Here is a 19279-nt window from a genome sequence, read left to right on the forward strand (position 1 = left end):
AACATGACCTAGACTGCTATACCCTGCTCACGTTGCCGTGATAAATGTGGCATCCCGTAGGGGATTCGAACCCCTGTTACCGCCGTGAAAGGGCGGTGTCCTAGGCCTCTAGACGAACGGGACACTAAATCGTTCTATGTAAATGTGTTTAACACACTCACACCTAAATTCTTGGTGGAGCTATGCGGGATCGAACCGCAGACCTCTTCGCTGCCAGCGAAGCGCTCTCCCAGCTGAGCTATAGCCCCTTGCTTATTACTACAATACAAACGGCCTAGTGTTTATATTATAGTCTCCGAGTTGTTGTTAGCTACTCGTTGAAAGCGAGGCGCATTTTAGGCACCCCCCTATGAACTGTCAACCTTTTATTTAGCGAAAATGTCATATTTTTTAATAAAATGATTTAAATGCTTAGATAACAAACAAATCGATTATTTTTTAGAAAAATAACGTGGTTCAAGAATATACAAAGGCTAAATTTAGCAGCATTCATGGCTTCAATAACAGTGTTGACCGACTGGTTAAAAGATTCATAGCTATACTTTATTTTTACCTAGAAAGCGGCTATTGTAACTTTTCAAATACAAAAAGTGTGTTTCACATGCAATTATCAAATGCTAAAGTCGTCGCGATTGGTGGAGGACACGGTTTAGGTCGTGTACTTGCAAGCTTATCGTTTTTGGAAAAGAATCTTACCGGTATTGTTGCTACAACAGACAATGGTGGATCAACGGGACGACTGAGAAAAAGAAGTAGCTCTATTGCATGGGGCGATTTGCGCAATTGTTTAACACAACTTGTCGATAAAGATTCTGTTGGAAGCCAACTGTTTAATTTTCGATTTGATGGGTTAGATGAATTAGGAGGCCACAACCTCGGCAATCTTATTCTTTTTGGACTCGGTCAAATTCAATCTCGCCCTCTTGATTCAATAAAACTCGTTAGACGTTTATTAAGAGTCAAAACATCTGTATTGCCTATGTCTGAAACGCCAACCGATTTAATGGCTTTTTATCCAGAAGGTCGGTGTAAGGTTGGCGAGCTATCAGTTGATGAAATGCCAATCATGCCAAAAAATCTAATGTTGGCACCACTAGTCAAAACCTTAGATAGCGCAAAAGCTGCATTGGTAGACGCTGACCTTATCATCTTAGGTCCAGGAAGTTTTTTAACTAGCGTTATTCCACCATTATTGGTGAGAGATATTGCCAACGGTATTATAGAAAGTAAGGCACATTGTGTGTTTATTGATAATATCGTTAAAGAGAACAGCCCCGCAGGTAAACTCTCAATCGATGAAAAGTTACAGTGGATAGAGCACAATCTTAGTTGTCAGCCAATAGACAGTATCATTGCACCGCATAACGTAACCTCCTCTATATTACCCGTTGATAATTTTGATTTATCATCGGCAAAAGTAGCCCACTATCATGACAAGCAAAAGCTAATTGCAGCGTTAGAACATTGCCTTACTGATACAGCAAAACAACCGAGAAAAAAGACGGTTAACTGTTAGCGTTGTTTTCGACAGATGACATAATATAAAAAAGGCAAACACTCTGGTTTGCCTTTTTTATTTGTATTTGCGCTTGTATTAATTGCTGCTGTCGTCTTGGCTAATACGGCTTGCTACCGCGCCAACCTGATCTTTATATTTAGCATCAATGCGCTTGTTATATGGTTTTAAAGCATTGCCTGACATAGTTTCAAAATTTAACGCGGCAATCTTCATTTTAGGGCGCAGCGCTAATGGTAATTTACCACTATTATAAAACTCTAATACGATCTGACCTGACCAACCGGGATCAATACGGTGTGCTGTTACATGTACCATTAAACCGAGTCTAGCCAGTGATGAACGCCCATCTAACCAGCCAACGATATCGTCGGGTAAAGTAACTGATTCATAAGTCACAGCAAGTGCTAATTCACCAGGATGTAAAAAGAATGCTTCACCGTCTGGAATAACGATTTCGTCACTCATTACCGAATTCATTGCTTTTTCCACTTGCTCTCGTGGACCACTCAGATCGATATATGGCGCTGTATGATCTTGGAAAACTCGAAATTCATTTCCTAGACGAATATCAACACTGACACCAGATATCATGCTTTCATCTGGCGTTGGGCTAATAGTAATTTTTTGTTGGTTGATTAGTTCTTGAATATCTTTGTCACACAGTCTCATAGCGATTTCTTTTTGTAAAAGTGACGATTAGTCTACTTGTTTTATAAATATTTCATTGCTTTGGGGACTCAGCGTATCACGCTGAACATATAATTTGGCAGCAATTTTCGCTGCTATTTTACGGTATTGCATGGCGATATCACCAGCGCTATTTTCAATAAGGCTAGATTTTCCTTGATCTGCCTGTTGGCAAATGGAAATATCAAGCGGCAATTGCCCTAACAACTCAGTATTATATTCCTTGCTCAATAGCTCCCCGCCTCCTTGACCAAATAAATGTGCTTTTTCACCGCAATTATTGCAAACGTGATAACTCATGTTTTCAACGACACCAAGCACTGGCACATTAACTTTGTTGAACATAGCAATACCTTTTGTCGCATCAACTAATGCAATATCTTGTGGTGTGGTCACAATTACTGCTGCTGCTACTGGTACTTGCTGAGCGAGCGTTAATTGAATATCACCGGTACCTGGTGGCATATCTACTAATAAATAGTCTATATCTTGCCAAGCTGTTTCATTAAGCATTTGATTAAACGCCCTACTCGCCATTGGTCCACGCCAAACCGTTGCATCGCCCTCATCGACCATAAAGCCAATCGACATAGCCGATAAATCGTTAACTTCCATCGGTAACATAGTTTTGCCGTCAGCTGATGTAACCCGTTGTTTCTCTAAACCCAACATTTTAGGTATTGAAGGACCATAGATATCGGCATCTAAAATAGCAACTGTCGCACCTTCCGCCTGTAAAGCATAAGCTAAATTAACCGTCGTGGTTGATTTACCAACCCCACCTTTGCCTGAAGAAATCGCAATAATATTTTTAACACCGGCAACTTTATGCCTTTTTATCGGCGCTATATTTAATTGGCAATCAACCAATACTGATATATTGGTGTCGGTTAATAAATCTTGTGCAAATTGGTCGAGAGCTCCGTCACATGCAAATGGCGCACTAATGGAAAGCACTATCGATTTTTTTTCAGCAGAAATGGATAACAACTGACAAACGTTTGCTATCCCTTGAGAAAATATTTCATTGCTATATTGACTAAAAAACGTCTTTATTTTTTCTTGAATTTCCTCAGGTACTGAGGATTTAAAAAACTTGGAGAACATAAGCGCATCTATAATTTTGCAATAATTTCTACATCTAGTAGTAAATGTCGATATTATTTAATGAAAAATACCAATAAATTCTGTACCATTCTCCCTTCATTTACCACCATAATTTACAAACGTTTAAATTCAGTCAGAAAACTTTATGCAATCATCTAATCAACGTAAAATTCTCGTTACCTGTGCCCTGCCATATGCCAATGGCTCCATTCACCTTGGACACTTGTTAGAACATATCCAAACTGACATTTGGGTTCGTTTCCAACGAATGCGTGGTCATGAAACATATTTTGTTTGTGCCGACGACGCGCACGGTACGCCTATCATGTTAAAGGCGCAAGAATTAGGTGTAACACCTGAACAAATGATTGCAGGTGTGCGTGAAGAGCACATGGCAGATTTTAGCGACTTTTTTATTAGCTTTGATAATTACCACACAACGCATAGCGACGAAAACCGCGCTTTTGCAAGTGAGATATACAATAAGCTAAAAGAAAAAGGCCATATAAAAACACGCACTATTTCTCAGCTATTCGACCCTGAAAAAGGCATGTTTCTACCTGACCGTTTCGTAAAAGGTACTTGCCCTAAGTGTAAGAGCGAAGATGAGAATGGCGACAGCTGTGACAACTGCGGTGCCACTTATTCACCAACAGAAGTTATTAACCCTCGTTCTGTTATTTCTGGCGCAACACCTGTACTTCGTGATTCTGAGCACTATTTCTTTGACTTACCAGCATTTGAACAAATGCTTAAAGACTGGACCACAGGTGGTTCATTACAAGAAGAAATGGCCAACAAATTAAATGAATGGTTTGAACAGGGATTACAGCAATGGGACATCAGCCGTGATGCACCATATTTTGGCTTTGAAATTCCAGGAGCACCTGGGAAGTTCTTCTACGTATGGCTAGACGCACCAATTGGTTACATGGGCGCATTCAAGAATTTATGTGACCGTGAAAATATTGATTTTGATACTTACTGGAATGAAAATTCAGATGCAGAGCTTTATCACTTTATTGGTAAAGATATCATTTATTTCCACAGTTTATTTTGGCCAGCGATGTTAGAAGGTGCAAATTACCGTAAACCAACTTCCGTATACGCTCATGGTTTTGTTACGGTTAACGGCGCTAAAATGTCTAAATCAAAAGGTACTTTTATTAAAGGCCGTACTTATTTAGATCATTTAAATCCAGAGTATTTACGCTATTACTATGCTGCTAAATTAACAAACCGTATCGATGATTTAGATTTAAACTTGGAAGACTTTGCTCAACGTGTGAACTCAGATCTCGTTGGAAAAGTAGTTAACATCGCCTCTCGTTGTGCAAGCTTTATCAGCAAACGTTTTGACGGCATGTTATCAGCTAACGTGGAAAACCAAGCGTTAGCTGACGAAGTAACTGCAGCAGGCGACAAACTAGCTGAGCTTTACGAGAATCGTGAATTTGGTAAAGCAATGCGTGAAATAATGGCACTCGCCGACAAGGTAAACGAATACATCGCTATCAAAGAGCCTTGGGTGTTAGTGAAAGATGAAACTAAGCAGCAAGAAGTACAAGACGTCTGTTCGTTAGGCATTAACTTGTTCCGTACGTTAATGATTTATTTGAAGCCTGTATTACCTAAACTTGCTGAAAGCACTGAAGCTTTCTTAAACGATGAGCTAGTCTGGCAGGGTCATAAAACTTTATTAGCTAACCACAAAATCAACAAGTTTAAAGCGCTAATGCAACGTGTTGAAATGGATAAAATTGAAGCAATGGTTGAAGCGTCTAAAGAGTCTTTAGCTGCCGATAAAGCAAAAGCTAAACCTTTAACTGGACCATTAGCAGACGACCCAATTGCACCTGAAATTGAGTTTGATGATTTTGCCAAAATCGATTTACGTGTTGCCAAAATAGTTAAAGCTGATCACGTTGAAAAAGCCGATAAGCTATTACGTTTAGAGTTAGACTTAGGCGGAGAAACTCGCCAAGTATTTGCGGGTATCAAATCAGCTTATCAGCCAGAAGACTTAGAAGGTAAGTTAACTGTGATGGTTGCTAACTTAGCACCTCGTAAAATGCGCTTTGGTATGTCAGAAGGCATGGTATTAGCGGCGGGGCCTGGTGGTAAAGACCTTTGGATATTAAATCCAGAGGAAGGCGCACAGCCGGGCATGAAAGTTAAGTAACATTGATGGCGAATGTATCGTTATTGCAATGATACATTCGCTTATGAAGCCTTTGCACTGTAATGCACTACATTCTCTAAAAGGCTTTCCGATCAAAAAAGGCTCGTTAATACGAGCCTTTTTTTTCATTTGTTTTGACTACTTAGTCGCCGATCTTGGCCCAAGTATCACGTAAACCTACAGTACGATTAAATACCAACTTACCGTTAACTGCATCTTTATTGTCTAAACAGAAGTAACCTTGGCGCTCAAATTGATATGCCTTTTCTGCTTTTGCTTCAGCTAATGCTGGTTCAACTTTAGCATTTTCAATAACAACTAACGATTCTGGGTTGATCACTGATTTAAAATCTTCAGCTGCCGCTGGGTTAGGCACAGTAAATAAACGGTCGTAAAGACGAACGGTTGCATTTAATGCATGCTCAGCAGAGACCCAATGAATAACACCTTTTGGTTTTGTGCCATCTTCTGGGTTCTTACCCAATGTTTTATCATCGTAGGTACAATAAACCGTTGTTACCTTACCATCAGCATCTTTATCACAACCTGTCGCTGTTACAACGTATGCACCACGTAAACGCACAGCCTTACCAGTAACTAAACGTTTGTACTTTTTGTTGGCTTCTTCGCGGAAGTCTTCTGCTTCGATTAAGATTTCTTTGCTAAATGGTACAACACGAGTCCCTTGTGATTCGTCACTTGGGTGGTTACTTAGCGTTAATTGCTCAACTTGCCCTTGTGGGTAGTTTTCAATAACCAATTTAATAGGATCTAACACTGCCATCGCTCGAGGTGCATTGTCGTTAAGATCTTCGCGAATACAGGCTTCAAGCACGCCCATTTCAATGGTGTTATCCATTTTTGTAACACCAATGCGTTTAGCAAACTCACGAATAGACGCTGGTGTAAAACCACGACGACGTAAAGCTGAGATAGTTGGCATTCTAGGGTCATCCCAACCTTCAACTAAGTTTTCTTCCACAAGCATATTCAGCTTTCGCTTACTCATTACTGTATATTCAAGGTTTAAACGAGAAAACTCATACTGATGAGGCTCTGACTCTATCGAGATGTTTTGAATGACCCAATCATACAAACGACGATTATCTTGGAATTCTAATGTACATAATGAGTGCGTGATGTTCTCTATCGCATCAGAAATACAGTGCGTGAAGTCATACATAGGATAAATGCACCACTTATCACCCGTTTGATGGTGATGTGCAAATTTCACACGATAAATAACCGGATCACGCATACACATGAAACTAGAGCTCATGTCAATTTTTGCTCTTAAAGAACATTCACCTTCTTTAAACTCACCGTTTTTCATTTTTTCAAATAACGCTAAGTTTTCTTCAACCGAAGTATCTCGGTATGGGCTATTTTTGCCTGGAGCGTTTAACGTACCACGGTATTCTCGAGTTTGTTCACCATTAAGGAAACACACATAGGCGAGTCCTTTTTCGATTAACTCGACTGCATATCCATATAAACGATCGAAGTAGTCTGAAGAATAACGAACATCACCAGCCCACTCGTAACCCAACCAGCTAACATCTTGCTTAATTGAGTTAACGTAATCTATATCTTCTTTTTCTGGGTTAGTGTCATCAAATCGTAAGTTACACAACCCTTGATAATCTTGAGCGATCCCAAAGTTCAAGCAAATTGATTTTGCATGGCCAATATGTAGATAGCCATTTGGCTCAGGCGGAAAACGTGTTTGCACACTAGTGTGTTTACCACTAGCCAGATCAGCATCAATAATTTGACGAATAAAATTGGTTGGACGGTTTTCAACTTCCGACATGAACGGTGAATCCTCAAAAACTATAGTTTACTTATAATACAGCCGCATTATGTCAAAATCTTTTGGCAACTAACAGCGTAAAATGCTTCGCTGGTTAAGTTTTTGGAGTTTATCTTGAGAAGTGATACTAAGGTGGTTGTTTTTAGAGCAAATAGCCTTTGCACTCATACAGTTCTTTCGAGGTAAGCTTAACTTTATACTTACCTCGAAAGGTGTTAAAAGCACTACAATTGCAGTGCTTGAAATACTTCTTGATTTGGAAAGCCATCGGCTACCAGTTCATTTTCTAACTGAAATGCTCTGATTGCCTTACGACTATTTGGCCCCCAAACACCATCAGGTTTACCACTTTTAAAGCCCATGTCGTTTAGTTTTGCCTGTAATTGCTCCATTTTTGTTCTGCTAAAAGGAAGCGGTTGTGCTTGTGCGACTGAACCTACACCTGGCGCACCAATAAGTTTGTCGGCTAAAATCCCCACCGCTAGTGCATAATTTTTTGACAGGTTCCACTTCATGGTGACGTCAAAGTTGTTATAAACCAAAAATGCATGCCCATTGTGGCCATTGGGTAACACTAGTTCTGCCTGCATCGATGACTGCGGTAATGCCTTATGTTGTGCGGTTTGCACACCGGCTTGTGCAAATTTAGATAATGGATATTTTTTGTCGAACTCAAAAGATGCAAAGTCAAATTCAGGTGGTAGTTTTACTTCCCTTCCCCATCGTTCACCACGTTGCCATCCGATTTGACTTAAATAGTTCGCCGCACTTGTTAACGCGTCAACTTCACTTTGCCAAACATTAATTTTGTTATCTTTATCACCATCAATAGCATATTTTTTCAGCGCTGAAGGCATAAATTGCATATGGCCCATAGCGCCAGCCCAAGAGCCCTGTAACTGATCAACATCAACGGTTTTATTTTCGATTAAATAAAATAGATCAAACAGTTCGTCTGTAAAATAGCTGCTACGACGCTGATCACATGCTAACGTTGCGAGTGAATTTAATGTCGACATTTTACCTTTATGACGGCCAAAAACTGTTTCTAAGCCCCAAAATGACACTATATATTGTGGAGCTACGCCGTATTGCTTTTGTAAGTCAGACAACAAAGTTTTATGTGTTTTTAACATCTTACGGCCATGATTTACATGATAATCACTAACACGTTTTTTGACGTACTGAGCAAAACTTTGTGCAAACTCAGGTTGGTTTTTATCTAAGGAAATAACACGCTCAATCGGTGTTAAATTGTCGATAATTTTAAGAATGTCTTCTGAATAGTTTTGCTTTTGAGCTCTTTGGTGAAATCTATCTTTACACTGCTCAAAACTGGGTTGTTCAGTATTTGCCAAAGCTGGGGCGATCATTAAGGCGCTAATAGCCCCCAGAAAACAGGAGTTAATAAGAGAACGTTGCTTAAACTGCATGGAGAAAACTCTTTCGGAAATTGATACTCGTTCACGTTATACAATTCCCTTTACTTAGTCAAAAAGCTTTCGCTTAGTTTACCGTTTAAAACGTTAAACAACGTTAACCTTTTCTTTGAGTTCAAGCATTAACTGGTGAGCACTTTCCCCGGTCATTTCATAAGGAGTGAATTCTATAGAGTCTGAAAACATTAAGTTAATTTCAGCCGTTAATGCTGTGTCTGGCACATAACCCATGCTCCAGTTAGAAAAGGCTCTTTGAACAATAGGTTGGTAATAGAGCATCACCTTATCTTGATGCCTATTATCGTTTAGTATGAGGTTATAAATGTAATTAACGGTATTACGGTTGCCTTCTAAACATTGTAAGAAAAATTTACGATTAAAGCACAACAGGCCAGTGACGCCATGTTTGTGATTATTACTTCGGGCGGTTTCTAAAATATTAACGATATCTGCTTCATTAAATGTATCGGAAATTTTGCTTACGTACACCAAACGCACTAGTTCCATGGCTTCATTTCCTTGTAAAAATTTGCCGTTAACCGGAGAGCTTAGTCACTCACAAGTTGATCAAACATGCGTTTAACTTGTAGATCTCCAAAACTGTATATACCCATTGTAGAATAAAACTTAGAAAACACAGCGCCAAAAGTCACTTTTTCACCATCAGCCTTTAATTGTTCAATAATACCTATCAATTCTCTTTCAGGTCTTCCATGCCCTTTAGCATCTGGCCGCCTATCTAGCTCTGCAGCAATCGCTTTTGAAACAAATGTAAGTTTCGCTGGTGGCGCTTGCATTAATTGAGTAAATAACTCATCGTCTTTTTGCACATAAGCTTGCCAACACATTGAAAAGTATTTTAATTCATTTTCTTTAAGCTCTATTGAATCTTGATAAGCGATGGTTAATTCATCATTAGTCATATGACCAAAGCTAAACTCACAGCCTGTTTTGGGACGTACAAGCCGACAGGTTTCAACCTTTGAACTACGTAATAAATAGCATATATACCAAAGATTTACTTGGCAGAACAAATCTTCTTCAAACCACAAAACGACACTATCTAGAGTGTTAAGTGCCTTAATTTTGTCATACTCAACTTTACTTTTTTGAAAATAATCTTGTTCAGTTACACCATCATAGGATGCAATATGTTTGGCTCTAGTTGCCATAAAAGCATCAAAAGTTTCACCAGAGACATCCCCGTCAACTAGACATTCTCGAGCAACAATACGTTCTCCCACAATAGTTGCAGGAAAGCGCTCTAATAACGCATCGCCATTTAATATGTGAACATTAGACATAATAATTCGTCTTTTTCTGATATTTCCAACAGTGTAATAACAAGCGTTAATAATTGAAAACAATAAATGATCGACACACTCTAGAATTAAACCTTAGTATTTATGTTTTGCCCTCTTCTATCATCAGTTGCTGGTGGTGAAGATTGTTGGTCTACCTTTTGTTGTTCAATACGTTGCTGGTCAGCGCGTTCTCGTTCTAGTCGCTGCTGCTGTTCTTGTTGCTGTTTTAGCTGTGTTTGACGCTGCTGCTCTTGTTTTAATACATCGGCTACAGCGCTATTTGAATTTGAAGATGAGACAGAAGAAACCATGAGCATTCTCCTCTAGTTTGACTAAACTTCAGTATAGCAAAACAACTTCGCAGCATGGTTAGCGCAAACAGTTATTCACTTTTAATAAGATAAAATTGCTCGTCTCTTTTTACCACATCAAAACCAAAGTTATACTCACTAAATATACAAATCGGTCTTTTGTGTAAATGGCAATAAACGTTACCGTCTTCTTTTAATACATCATCAACTAAATCAACACCTTGATGCGGACATTTAGCAGGAACCGCACGATATTTCGTTTCTCCCTGTTCCGTTGTTGCTTGATAAATAAGAATATCCTTTTCTAAATTTGCCGGAGGTAAAATTGCACGACCGCGCCAAACATTGTTTTGGTTTGTATCTTGTATTTGCATTACTTGTTGCTCTGCACTTATGCGCCCGCCAGCGGAGAAATACTGCTTGATAATCATTTTATGTCTAGTGATAAATATTGGGTAGGTAGATTTTAACAAGATTTAAATGTGAGATACCATGAGTAAACTTAAGTAATAACCCCAGCTTATCCTATTAGAACCAAAAGATGTCAGACGATACAACATTTCTACTAAGACAAATTAGGCAATGCAGTTTATGCCAACAAAACTTACCACGTGCGGCTAACCCTATTTTACAAGCAAGTAACCACAGTAAAATATTGATTGCAGGCCAAGCGCCTGGAGCTGTTACAGATGAAAAGAATATTCCTTTTGACGATCTAAGTGGACAGCGTTTGAGGCATTGGTTAGGTGTAACACGAGAACAGTTCTATCATGCCGATAATTTTGCCATATTGCCTATGGGTTTTTGTTTCCCAGGCAAAGGAAAAAATGGTGATTTACCTCCGCTGACCTTATGCGCTGAAACTTGGCGCAAGCAATTACTTAATTCAATGCACAACATTGAGCTAACGCTTATTTTAGGAAAGTACGCCATTGAGTGGCACTTGAATACAAAAGAATCGATTACGGTTTTAACAAAGCAATGGCAACAACAAATATTACAAGGTTATTTAGTGTTGCCTCATCCCAGCCCTAGAAATAATCGATGGTTAGCTAAAAACACATGGTTTGAACAAGACGTAATTCCACAATTACGCCTTAAAGTTCAATCAGTTCTCTACGCAGAGGTTAACGTTTAAGTGGTTGTAACTTACGATAGGTTAAACTGCGCCATAACCATTCAAATGGGCCAAATTTAAAGTGATTCATCCAAAACGTAGATAATGTTAGTTGGAAAACCCATACACCAATTACGACCATAAGTTGGTCAATTCTCTCTGCAGAACCGTAATAACCAAGGCCCCAGCCATAAAATATAAAGCCACAGATCATCGACTGCATCAAATAATTTGTTAATGCCATGCGCCCAACATTGGCAAGTAACTTTTTAATGCCACTCAAAAGTTGCGAACGGCAAAAAACAACTAAAAATGCCATATAGCTATACGCAACAATTAAACTGCCCCAGTAGTTGTATTGGACTCCTGACGTCATTGACTCTAATGGCCAACCTTCAGCAAAGTTAAGCTGGTTTCCGTAGGCGATTAGTGCAATACCAGCAATAAAAGCTAAAAATCCTGATATTAACAATGCTTTTTTTGAATACCTTTCACCAAAAAAGTCCATTTTATATAGCGCCATGCCAATGGCCATTAAGCCAACAATACGGAACAAATAAAAGATAACGTTTCCTTGCATCATTGCGGCCATCTTATTACGCATATCTGTTTGGCCAACCCAAGAAGATAAATTCGCTGCCAGATTATCTTGCACTGTTTGTGCATCAGGAGACCACATCATTTGCATTTCTTGTAACTCATGCGGTTGCATATATGGAAGGGCAAATGTCACAGACCACATGATTAGAGAGCAAATAGAAATCAAACAAAAAGCTAAAATGAATAAAAATCTAGGCGATTTATTCCGCGCGCCGTATATCAACATGCCACCGATGGCGTACGCAAATAAAATATCTCCAAACCATAAAAGATAGGCATGTGCGATGCCAAAAATGGCGAGGAAAAACATTCGGGTGAAATGAATTTTTTTCGGACTTTGACCTTTGCGTTCAATATTATCCGCCATCAGCACAATACCGACACCAAAAAGCAATGAAAAAATAGTCATAAACTTTTGGTCAGCAAACAGATGTGAAAAATAATAAACGTAAAAATTTATTCCGTTTAAATCGCCATAAGCTGTTGGATTACTATAGGCGGCAAATACCATTGAAAATGCTTGTATATTCATTAATAAAATACCAAGCAATGCAACGCCTCTAATAATATCGATGTTAACCAGTCGATTAGAAGCTTCTACAGGTGAGCTTATTGATCCAGACATGTATCCCTCTTATTGTAATTATTAATTTTCATTGGCCATGTTAGTGCCAATGAACAACTGTGGGATTTTAGTCTTGTAAGATAAAAAATTATTACACGATATTTTGAATTAAGGTGAAAAATTGAGATCCCATTGATAACTTGTGGGATCTCTTGTAGCTATTCTTTAAACTTAATTATTCGCCAATAATAACATTTGCTCTGTTGATTCAAGCGAAACAACAGTGATCAAATTTTCCTTTGGATAAAAAGTTAACTTGGCAAAAGCATCTTGCTTTGGCTCATACTTTTTATTGGCTAACTGATCAAAAAACTTATTGTCGACCGTATGCTTTTCTAATGTTTTTGCCACACACTGTTGTTCAAAGGTCATTGTCGACTTATCTACGCAATTAAAAATTTCAGACTTTTCAGCCACAGCTGCTTGACTAAAACTTAATACGGCTACTGCTGCTAGTATACTTTTATACATATTGATCCCCATTAAGTGTTGTTAAATAAATACTAGCAAACAACTTCACCAGACCCCTAGCATATTTTTATTACAAGTTTATGACAGTAAAAAATATTTCAACCAAGTGTAACAAACAACCTTTAACACACTGTTTTATCAGCAATTATTTTTAACAGTTTTTTAACGGCTTTTGAAAAGTAGCGCTTAATTTTAATATTGAACAAGAGAAATGACTAAATAGAAGAGAGGTTTGCCCCAAACCGCTTTAAGGTTTGAGGCAACACATTTATCAACTTTGCTGATCTTTAATCGTTTGTTTAGCCTTTTCTACGGCAGAAAAATCTAAACCAAGCTCAGCAACAGCATCTTTAATTAACTCTGGATTAGCCATAACCTGCATCATTACTGATTGTAGTTTATCTTGAGGTAAACCTAGGCTAGCTATGGTATTCATTGCCATTAAAGGATTTTGCGTTAACGCGGTAAATATTTCAGCAATTTTTTCATCACTGATATCTTCTTCTTTAAGTAATTGAATTATTGGATTCATAAACAAAAATTTTTAGCCTTTAAAAGTGGCATTATAAAGTCAAATAAAAAACTATGTAGTTTTTTAACGCTCGCTTGCCCAAGCTTAGAATAAATTTTTATTAGTTCAAACTGTTCAACTAAACACCAACCCAGCAAGTCAACATAAATTTCACAATGTAATCAGTTAATTAAATGAATTTCTCACTTCTTAAAATTTTGACTACACTTTGATTAAATCACCTATATGGATGTTAGGTGCATCAATAATAAAATGGAATTTAACAATGGAAATAGTGTTAATCCGGCACGGACAGCCTACTGTTGATAAAAATGTAAAATTAAGTGCAACACAGTTTGCAAACTGGTTAGACGAATATAACAACAGTTCAATCGTTCAAGCCAACAAACCCCCTACTTCGTTAACAGAAAAGATCTCAAGCCATTTTGTTATATCAAGTGATTTACCAAGGGCAATTAACTCAGCCAAAGTATGTGTTGGAAAAAAGCCGGATTTAATCATCAAACATTTAAAAGAAATGCCCATTCCTCATTGGTCATTACCGCTAATTACAAATGCTTATGCATGGATAATCATCAACGGGTTGATGTGGGCTATTGGCCTGCATGGGCAGGTCGATAGTTTGTGGTGCTGCAGAAAAAGGGGAAAGTTGGCGGCACGCACTTTATCGTCTATGGCGGAGCAAAAACAAAATATTGCGGTTTTTGGGCATGTAATAATGAACTACTACATTGCTCTGCAACTTGTCAGGCAAGGATGGCGAGCCAATTTTACCGGCAAGAAATTTTGGAGTTCACTTACCTTAACTCGCCAATAAAATTGGACTTTAAATTTTTATTCCACTTCTAATGGGCACACTTCAATTGCTTTAGGCGTATTGTCTTTATCTACTTGCCAGCATTCATCGTATACCGAGCAATAACATACCGTTAAATTTAGATTCTTCATGTCTTTACGAAATTTATCGACAGCAAACTTATTTGAATCATTAAGTTGAAAAACTAAAACGTTGCTATTTGCTGGAATTACCCTAGGTTTTATGATTGTTTGTGACCAGTTTTGATCTTTAAATTCCTTCATATAAGGCTTTTTAAGTTCAATGTAATCATTTATTACCTTTCCATTATGAATCATGGAAGCGTGCTTAATAATTGCCGGCCCAATTCCATTACTTTCTAACTTTACAGAATATGACGCATTAGAGTCTTGGATCACACTAATCTGATCAATCAAAATATTAGGCCAAACAGAGGCTCTGGCGTAAGTTCTATCTGTATATGCCGAATATGCTCCAACAAAAACCGCAAATACACTAACAATTAGTGCAGCAAACGCCACAATCATTTCTGGTGCTTGCCACCAAGCTCTTTTATCCATAATTAAATATCTTATTGTTTTGGCAAAAGTATATTGTTTACCTATGTTGGATTCAACTGCAGAATTCCTAATTGATATTGCCATCTTAATTGACTCAGGTGGTGGCAAGTATTTGTCTTAATAGCGGCAACTATGTGCCTAATAACATGGTGTTAGGTACAACAAGTCGCAATACAAAGAGTAATATTAAAGGGCTTAGCTTATGGCAGGATTATTGCTGTGACACAAAATATTTAATTAAATTACCTCTTGTCATTGAGTTGAAGGAAACAAGCAATGATGATATCAACCAACTATAGCGAAATCGTTACTAAAGCTAGAGCTAATGGACAAACAGTTGCTCACTTTGATCAGCCTGATTACAAAGTGCAAGCGATTCCAGGAAGTTCTGACAGTTTCACCTTATCTGACAGAGCTAAAGCAAAAATGCACGGCGAGGCGTATTCAGAAAGCGCCCCAACATATGTTAAACCTCAAATAGCTGCTGATCTGTTAAACCAAGAAGAGCCAACAAAAGCTGTAGAAAAAAATTCCTATTTTGACGAAATGCTGCAAAGTATTTTAGACAAACGCTTAGGTATAGATCGTGAAAAACTAGAAGAAATTGAAGCAATGATGGAAGAAGTTGCTAAAAATGAAAATTTAAGTGAAGAAGAAAAGCAAAAACAACTCGAATTATTACAGCAAATGAAAGAAGAAGTTATTAAAGAAAGTAGAGATAATAAACAGCAAGTTAGTATGGATGTGAGTCAACACCAAAATACCTAACTTAAAATAAAAGCTATTTAAAATTAGCATCATCTTGTTCATGTATTTGAGCTGTTAAAAACATATTTAGTTTCAAAACCAGCGCTACTTTTTCTTTGTTGGGCATGTTAGTTTAACCCCACATTAGCCACAGTTAAATTTCAGCATTTTAGTAATTTTTATGAATTTAGATTTTTCAAAATTTAATCCCTTGCAACGTTATCATTTGATGACACAAACTATTATTCCTCGCCCTATCGCTTGGGCATTAACAAGTAATAATATCAATCAAAACGAAGTCGAAAACTTAAATTTAGCGCCGTTTTCATATTTTACTGCGGTTTCAAGTTCACCCGCTTTGCTAATGATTTCAGTCGGTAAAAAGCCAAACGGTGATTTGAAAGATACCTTAGTTAACATACGTGAAAACAAAAAAATGGTAATACATATCGCTAACGAACAACAAGCTGATATTGTTACAGAAACTGCGGCTAGCCTTGCTCATGGTGAGTCTGAGTTAATTGGAGTTAATACAGATGATATTGAAATGGTGCCGTTTGATGGATTTGAGCTACCTCGTATTAAACAATGTGATATTGCCTACGGATGTGAGCTTTTTGAGATCAAAGAGCTAGGTGACGTACCTCAGTCCTTGATTTTTGTTGAGATCAAGTCACTTTATGTTAACCCAGACGTTATCACTGAAAATAATAATAGAATCAAAATTCATGCTGATCGTATATCACCATTAGCGAGGTTAGGTGCTAGTGAATATTCTGGAATTACCTCCCCTTTTACAAAAGTTAGACCAGAATAAAACGTTGAAATCGTGCGAAATGTTCAAATACGTCTCGCACAATTCCGATTTTATTATTTGTGCAAATTATATTTAAAGAACAATGTTATCTTGCCGATAACTTAATCAATTAAATCAAACAATAAAGGGATGTTAAAGTGAAACCATTAAGCTCGATGTCTTTTCAAATTGGAAGCCATGCTTCAAAGGCTGTGGCTAATTTAAACAAGCCAGATGAACAGCCCAAAGCAGTTGCTGAACATTCACCAGTCGTATCTAGAATTACAAAAGTGGATATTTCTGAAGAAGGTTTAGAAAAATTGGCGCAAGAACAAAAAGATTTAGGCAGAAGTCTTGCCAGCCAGCTTAACCCAGAAGACGAAAAACAAGAAGGTGTATCTGAGCCTAGTAACGTAGAAAAATTGAATCAACTAATTGAAGAAGTTCAACAAAAGATCAAAGATTTACAACAAAAAATTAGCGAATTAGACAACGATAAAAGTGAACAGGCGGAAACTCAACGCAAAGCTCTTGAGGCTGAGTTGATGGCGCTTAACGCTACTCTAATTGGTTTAATTAGTAAGAAAATGGAAGCCATTGAAGAAGGAAACTCGTAAAAGATAAATAATCGGTATTATCTTTTACGACAAGCAATTTAAATATATTGAATGCACTTTAACGTTAAAAATTAATTAAACACTTATATCAACTGAATTATTAGGTTATTGCCCAAACACGTTGCAATGCCGCCTTTCATAACCAATATTAACCAACAATAACTCTTATTAACTGGTCAGTTTATCCCGATTGCGTAAAGCTCATGTTGTCTAACCAAGCAACGGGATAAAAAAATGAATTTAAGAAAAACATTTTTCTTTGCACTAGTAACATTGCCACCTTTTCAACTAATGGCAGATGAAATGAACATCATCGATACTTATCAAAAGCGATACAGTCAATTGCCATTTAGAGAAACTCCTTTTGCCGATATAAAAGGAATTTTCCCTATCAGTGATAAACTTGCACAAGGAAGAAAACACTATCTTTTAACTTACGATAACCTAGACAGAGTTGTCGAAATGCAGTTTTTACAAGATGGTAAAACAGTACCACTCAATATTAATAAAAATGTTGTAACAAATGCACCACATATAAAAATTACTTTTAGCGATAACAAAGAAGTAAGAACATTCTTCGACCAATTTGGCCAAGCCACACAAAGCAATGGTGCATTTAAAGAAGTATATTCCCTAAACAATAAGGGAGAGCGAGTTGCCCTTCAATTTGAGGACAAAGCTGGTAATAAAATCACTAATAATTGGGGCATCTACCAATATACATGGGACATTGATGCTAAAGGTACCGTAACCGAACAACGGATTGATAAAAATGGTCAGGCTGCAAAAATTAGACCTGGCTTCCCCTTCTTTTGTCTTAAACTCCATTATGATCAAAGGGGCTTTTTGGCCATGATGGAAAACTTCGGAAAAGACTGCAAAACACTGACACAAAACAACGTAAATGCAGCACAAGACAAACTAACCTATAACAAACATGGCTTTATGTATTCATGGAACGTATACGACGCACAAGAAAATCGCGCAAAAGGTAATGGGCCAAATGTCGCAACGGGCATGATGGAACATGATAGTTATGGCAATACCACCAGAGAATATTATCTAGATGAATTTGGAAATCAAATTCATAACGCATATGGCTGGTTCGATAGCATTGCCACCTATGACAATCATGGAAATATGAGCGCGAGATTTAATTATGACCCAGACGGTAATAAGGCAAGAATAGAAAGCCTAGGCTATTCTGGCTATAAATTGACTTACGATAAACAAGGTATAAACAGAACATCGTTGTCATACTACGACCAACATGATAAACCAACTATGCACTTACAAAGAGGATATCACTCCGTCCAACATTTTTATAACGCTCAGAACCAAGTTATAAAAATTCAGTTTTTAGACTTACAAGGAAAATTGACCAATAGACTAGATAACGGTATCGCTTATATCGAATATGAATACACAGCTGCTGGGCTAAAGCGCATAAATTATGATAAAAAAAGTAAACAAATAAACAAAAAAAGCGATGCTCAACCTACATAAATAAACGCTGGTACATGACAACTCAATAAGTTTTAAATACCAACTCTAAATTAAACTTACGTCCCCAAACATATGAGGTCAGTAAGTTTAATTTATATGCAGTATCTCATACTTTATCTGACACCTTACGTTGACAGAATTTGACTAAACCCGACAGACTGTGTTGAGCGAGTAGCTAACGTAGAATTTATTTCAGAAACTTAGTTTGTTGCATTATAACTAGCTACTTGCCCCCATAGTCATGGAAACGACCCAATGGGTCGTTTTAATTTATTTTGAGAACACCATAGTCATAAAAATGTTATATGTAGCAACAAATTACCATTTATGTTAAAACTGGTTCAATCAGATAAACGACCCAATCAATGGTAGAAAAACGACCCGTTGGGTCGATATTAAATTGTTAGGTGAATCATGGAATCGGTTAAGCTCGAATTTAAAAGTCGAAAGCAGAAAAGAGTAGTTTGTACTGTTTTGTTTATGTTTTTTTGGCTTCCAGCGCTTGTAATTCAGCTTTATTCTGATCAAA

Annotated in this window: 20 protein-coding genes and 2 tRNA genes; 8 read left to right on the forward strand and 14 right to left on the reverse strand. The window is 37.6% G+C overall.

Going from position 1 to position 19279, the window contains the following annotated elements; genetic code table 11:
* Positions 1–47: 47 nt before the first annotated feature.
* Both IE199_RS11495 and IE199_RS11500 read right to left on the reverse strand, forming a co-directional pair.
* Positions 48–123: transfer RNA gene (locus IE199_RS11495), tRNA-Glu, on the reverse strand.
* 49 nt (positions 124–172) lie between these two features.
* A tRNA-Ala gene (locus IE199_RS11500) sits at positions 173–248 on the reverse strand.
* Positions 249–601: 353 nt separating this feature from the next.
* Here IE199_RS11500 and IE199_RS11505 point away from each other — a divergent pair.
* Positions 602–1516, forward strand: coding sequence for a gluconeogenesis factor YvcK family protein (locus IE199_RS11505; RefSeq protein WP_189770519.1), 915 nt, complete (start codon positions 602–604; stop codon positions 1514–1516).
* 78 nt (positions 1517–1594) lie between these two features.
* Here IE199_RS11505 and dcd read toward each other — a convergent pair whose 3' ends face one another.
* Both dcd and apbC read right to left on the reverse strand, forming a co-directional pair.
* The gene (gene dcd / locus IE199_RS11510; RefSeq protein WP_189770521.1) at positions 1595–2188 is read right to left on the reverse strand and encodes a dCTP deaminase; all 594 of its coding nucleotides are present in this window, start codon (positions 2186–2188) and stop codon (positions 1595–1597) included.
* A 27-nt stretch (positions 2189–2215) separates the two neighbouring features.
* Positions 2216–3313 (reverse strand): iron-sulfur cluster carrier protein ApbC, encoded by a 1098-nt coding sequence (gene apbC / locus IE199_RS11515; protein WP_189770523.1) that lies wholly within the window; start codon positions 3311–3313, stop codon positions 2216–2218.
* A 145-nt stretch (positions 3314–3458) separates the two neighbouring features.
* Between apbC and metG the strand changes: the two genes are divergently transcribed.
* Positions 3459–5495, forward strand: a complete 2037-nt coding sequence (gene metG / locus IE199_RS11520) for a methionine--tRNA ligase (RefSeq protein ID WP_189770529.1) — start codon at positions 3459–3461, stop codon at positions 5493–5495.
* A gap of 142 nt (positions 5496–5637) precedes the next feature.
* On the opposite strand, the gene glnS is transcribed toward metG, so the two are convergent.
* The 6 genes from glnS to IE199_RS11550 form a co-directional block, all read right to left on the reverse strand.
* Complete coding sequence (gene glnS / locus IE199_RS11525; protein WP_189770531.1) at positions 5638–7308, reverse strand: glutamine--tRNA ligase; 1671 nt, start codon at positions 7306–7308, stop codon at positions 5638–5640.
* Positions 7309–7532: 224 nt separating this feature from the next.
* On the reverse strand, positions 7533–8741 hold the full coding sequence (locus IE199_RS11530; protein WP_189770533.1) for a lytic murein transglycosylase: 1209 nt from the start codon (positions 8739–8741) through the stop codon (positions 7533–7535).
* Positions 8742–8834: 93 nt separating this feature from the next.
* On the reverse strand, positions 8835–9254 hold the full coding sequence (locus IE199_RS11535) for a BLUF domain-containing protein (protein ID WP_189770535.1): 420 nt from the start codon (positions 9252–9254) through the stop codon (positions 8835–8837).
* Between the two features lie 41 nt (positions 9255–9295).
* Positions 9296–10051, reverse strand: coding sequence for a DUF1835 domain-containing protein (locus IE199_RS11540; RefSeq protein WP_189770537.1), 756 nt, complete (start codon positions 10049–10051; stop codon positions 9296–9298).
* An 86-nt stretch (positions 10052–10137) separates the two neighbouring features.
* Positions 10138–10362, reverse strand: a complete 225-nt coding sequence (locus tag IE199_RS11545; RefSeq protein WP_189770539.1) for a hypothetical protein — start codon at positions 10360–10362, stop codon at positions 10138–10140.
* Positions 10363–10433: 71 nt separating this feature from the next.
* Positions 10434–10793, reverse strand: coding sequence for a Rieske 2Fe-2S domain-containing protein (locus IE199_RS11550; protein WP_189770547.1), 360 nt, complete (start codon positions 10791–10793; stop codon positions 10434–10436).
* 110 nt (positions 10794–10903) lie between these two features.
* Here IE199_RS11550 and IE199_RS11555 point away from each other — a divergent pair, with 110 nt between their 5' ends.
* Positions 10904–11500, forward strand: coding sequence for a uracil-DNA glycosylase family protein (locus IE199_RS11555; protein ID WP_189770549.1), 597 nt, complete (start codon positions 10904–10906; stop codon positions 11498–11500).
* On the opposite strand, the gene IE199_RS11560 is transcribed toward IE199_RS11555, so the two are convergent.
* The 3 genes from IE199_RS11560 to IE199_RS11570 form a co-directional block, all read right to left on the reverse strand.
* Positions 11490–12704, reverse strand: a complete 1215-nt coding sequence (locus IE199_RS11560) for a DUF418 domain-containing protein (protein WP_189770551.1) — start codon at positions 12702–12704, stop codon at positions 11490–11492. The two genes, IE199_RS11555 and IE199_RS11560, sit on opposite strands and share 11 nt — an antisense overlap.
* Before the next feature lie 171 nt (positions 12705–12875).
* A complete protein-coding gene (locus IE199_RS11565) occupies positions 12876–13175 on the reverse strand; it encodes a hypothetical protein (protein WP_189770553.1) in 300 nt (99 codons plus the stop codon).
* Positions 13176–13446: 271 nt separating this feature from the next.
* Entirely contained in the window at positions 13447–13707 is a 261-nt protein-coding gene (locus tag IE199_RS11570; protein WP_189770554.1) for a DUF2999 family protein, read from the reverse strand.
* 265 nt (positions 13708–13972) lie between these two features.
* Here IE199_RS11570 and IE199_RS11575 point away from each other — a divergent pair, with 265 nt between their 5' ends.
* Entirely contained in the window at positions 13973–14524 is a 552-nt protein-coding gene (locus IE199_RS11575; RefSeq protein WP_189770555.1) for a histidine phosphatase family protein, read from the forward strand.
* 17 nt (positions 14525–14541) lie between these two features.
* On the opposite strand, the gene IE199_RS11580 is transcribed toward IE199_RS11575, so the two are convergent.
* Complete coding sequence (locus IE199_RS11580; protein WP_229854666.1) at positions 14542–15168, reverse strand: hypothetical protein; 627 nt, start codon at positions 15166–15168, stop codon at positions 14542–14544.
* 192 nt (positions 15169–15360) lie between these two features.
* Between IE199_RS11580 and IE199_RS11585 the strand changes: the two genes are divergently transcribed.
* From IE199_RS11585 to IE199_RS11600, 4 genes are all read left to right on the forward strand, one after another.
* The gene (locus tag IE199_RS11585) at positions 15361–15852 is read left to right on the forward strand and encodes a hypothetical protein (protein ID WP_189770558.1); all 492 of its coding nucleotides are present in this window, start codon (positions 15361–15363) and stop codon (positions 15850–15852) included.
* Positions 15853–16012: 160 nt separating this feature from the next.
* Positions 16013–16648 (forward strand): flavin reductase family protein, encoded by a 636-nt coding sequence (locus IE199_RS11590; RefSeq protein ID WP_189770560.1) that lies wholly within the window; start codon positions 16013–16015, stop codon positions 16646–16648.
* A 137-nt stretch (positions 16649–16785) separates the two neighbouring features.
* Positions 16786–17244, forward strand: a complete 459-nt coding sequence (locus IE199_RS11595; protein ID WP_189770562.1) for a hypothetical protein — start codon at positions 16786–16788, stop codon at positions 17242–17244.
* Positions 17245–17478: 234 nt separating this feature from the next.
* Positions 17479–18750, forward strand: a complete 1272-nt coding sequence (locus IE199_RS11600; RefSeq protein WP_189770564.1) for a hypothetical protein — start codon at positions 17479–17481, stop codon at positions 18748–18750.
* The last annotated feature ends 529 nt before the right edge of the window (positions 18751–19279 follow it).

It is taken from the genome of Thalassotalea marina, assembly GCF_014656435.1.
In the GTDB taxonomy this organism is placed as follows: Bacteria; Pseudomonadota; Gammaproteobacteria; order Enterobacterales; family Alteromonadaceae; genus Thalassotalea_C; species Thalassotalea_C marina.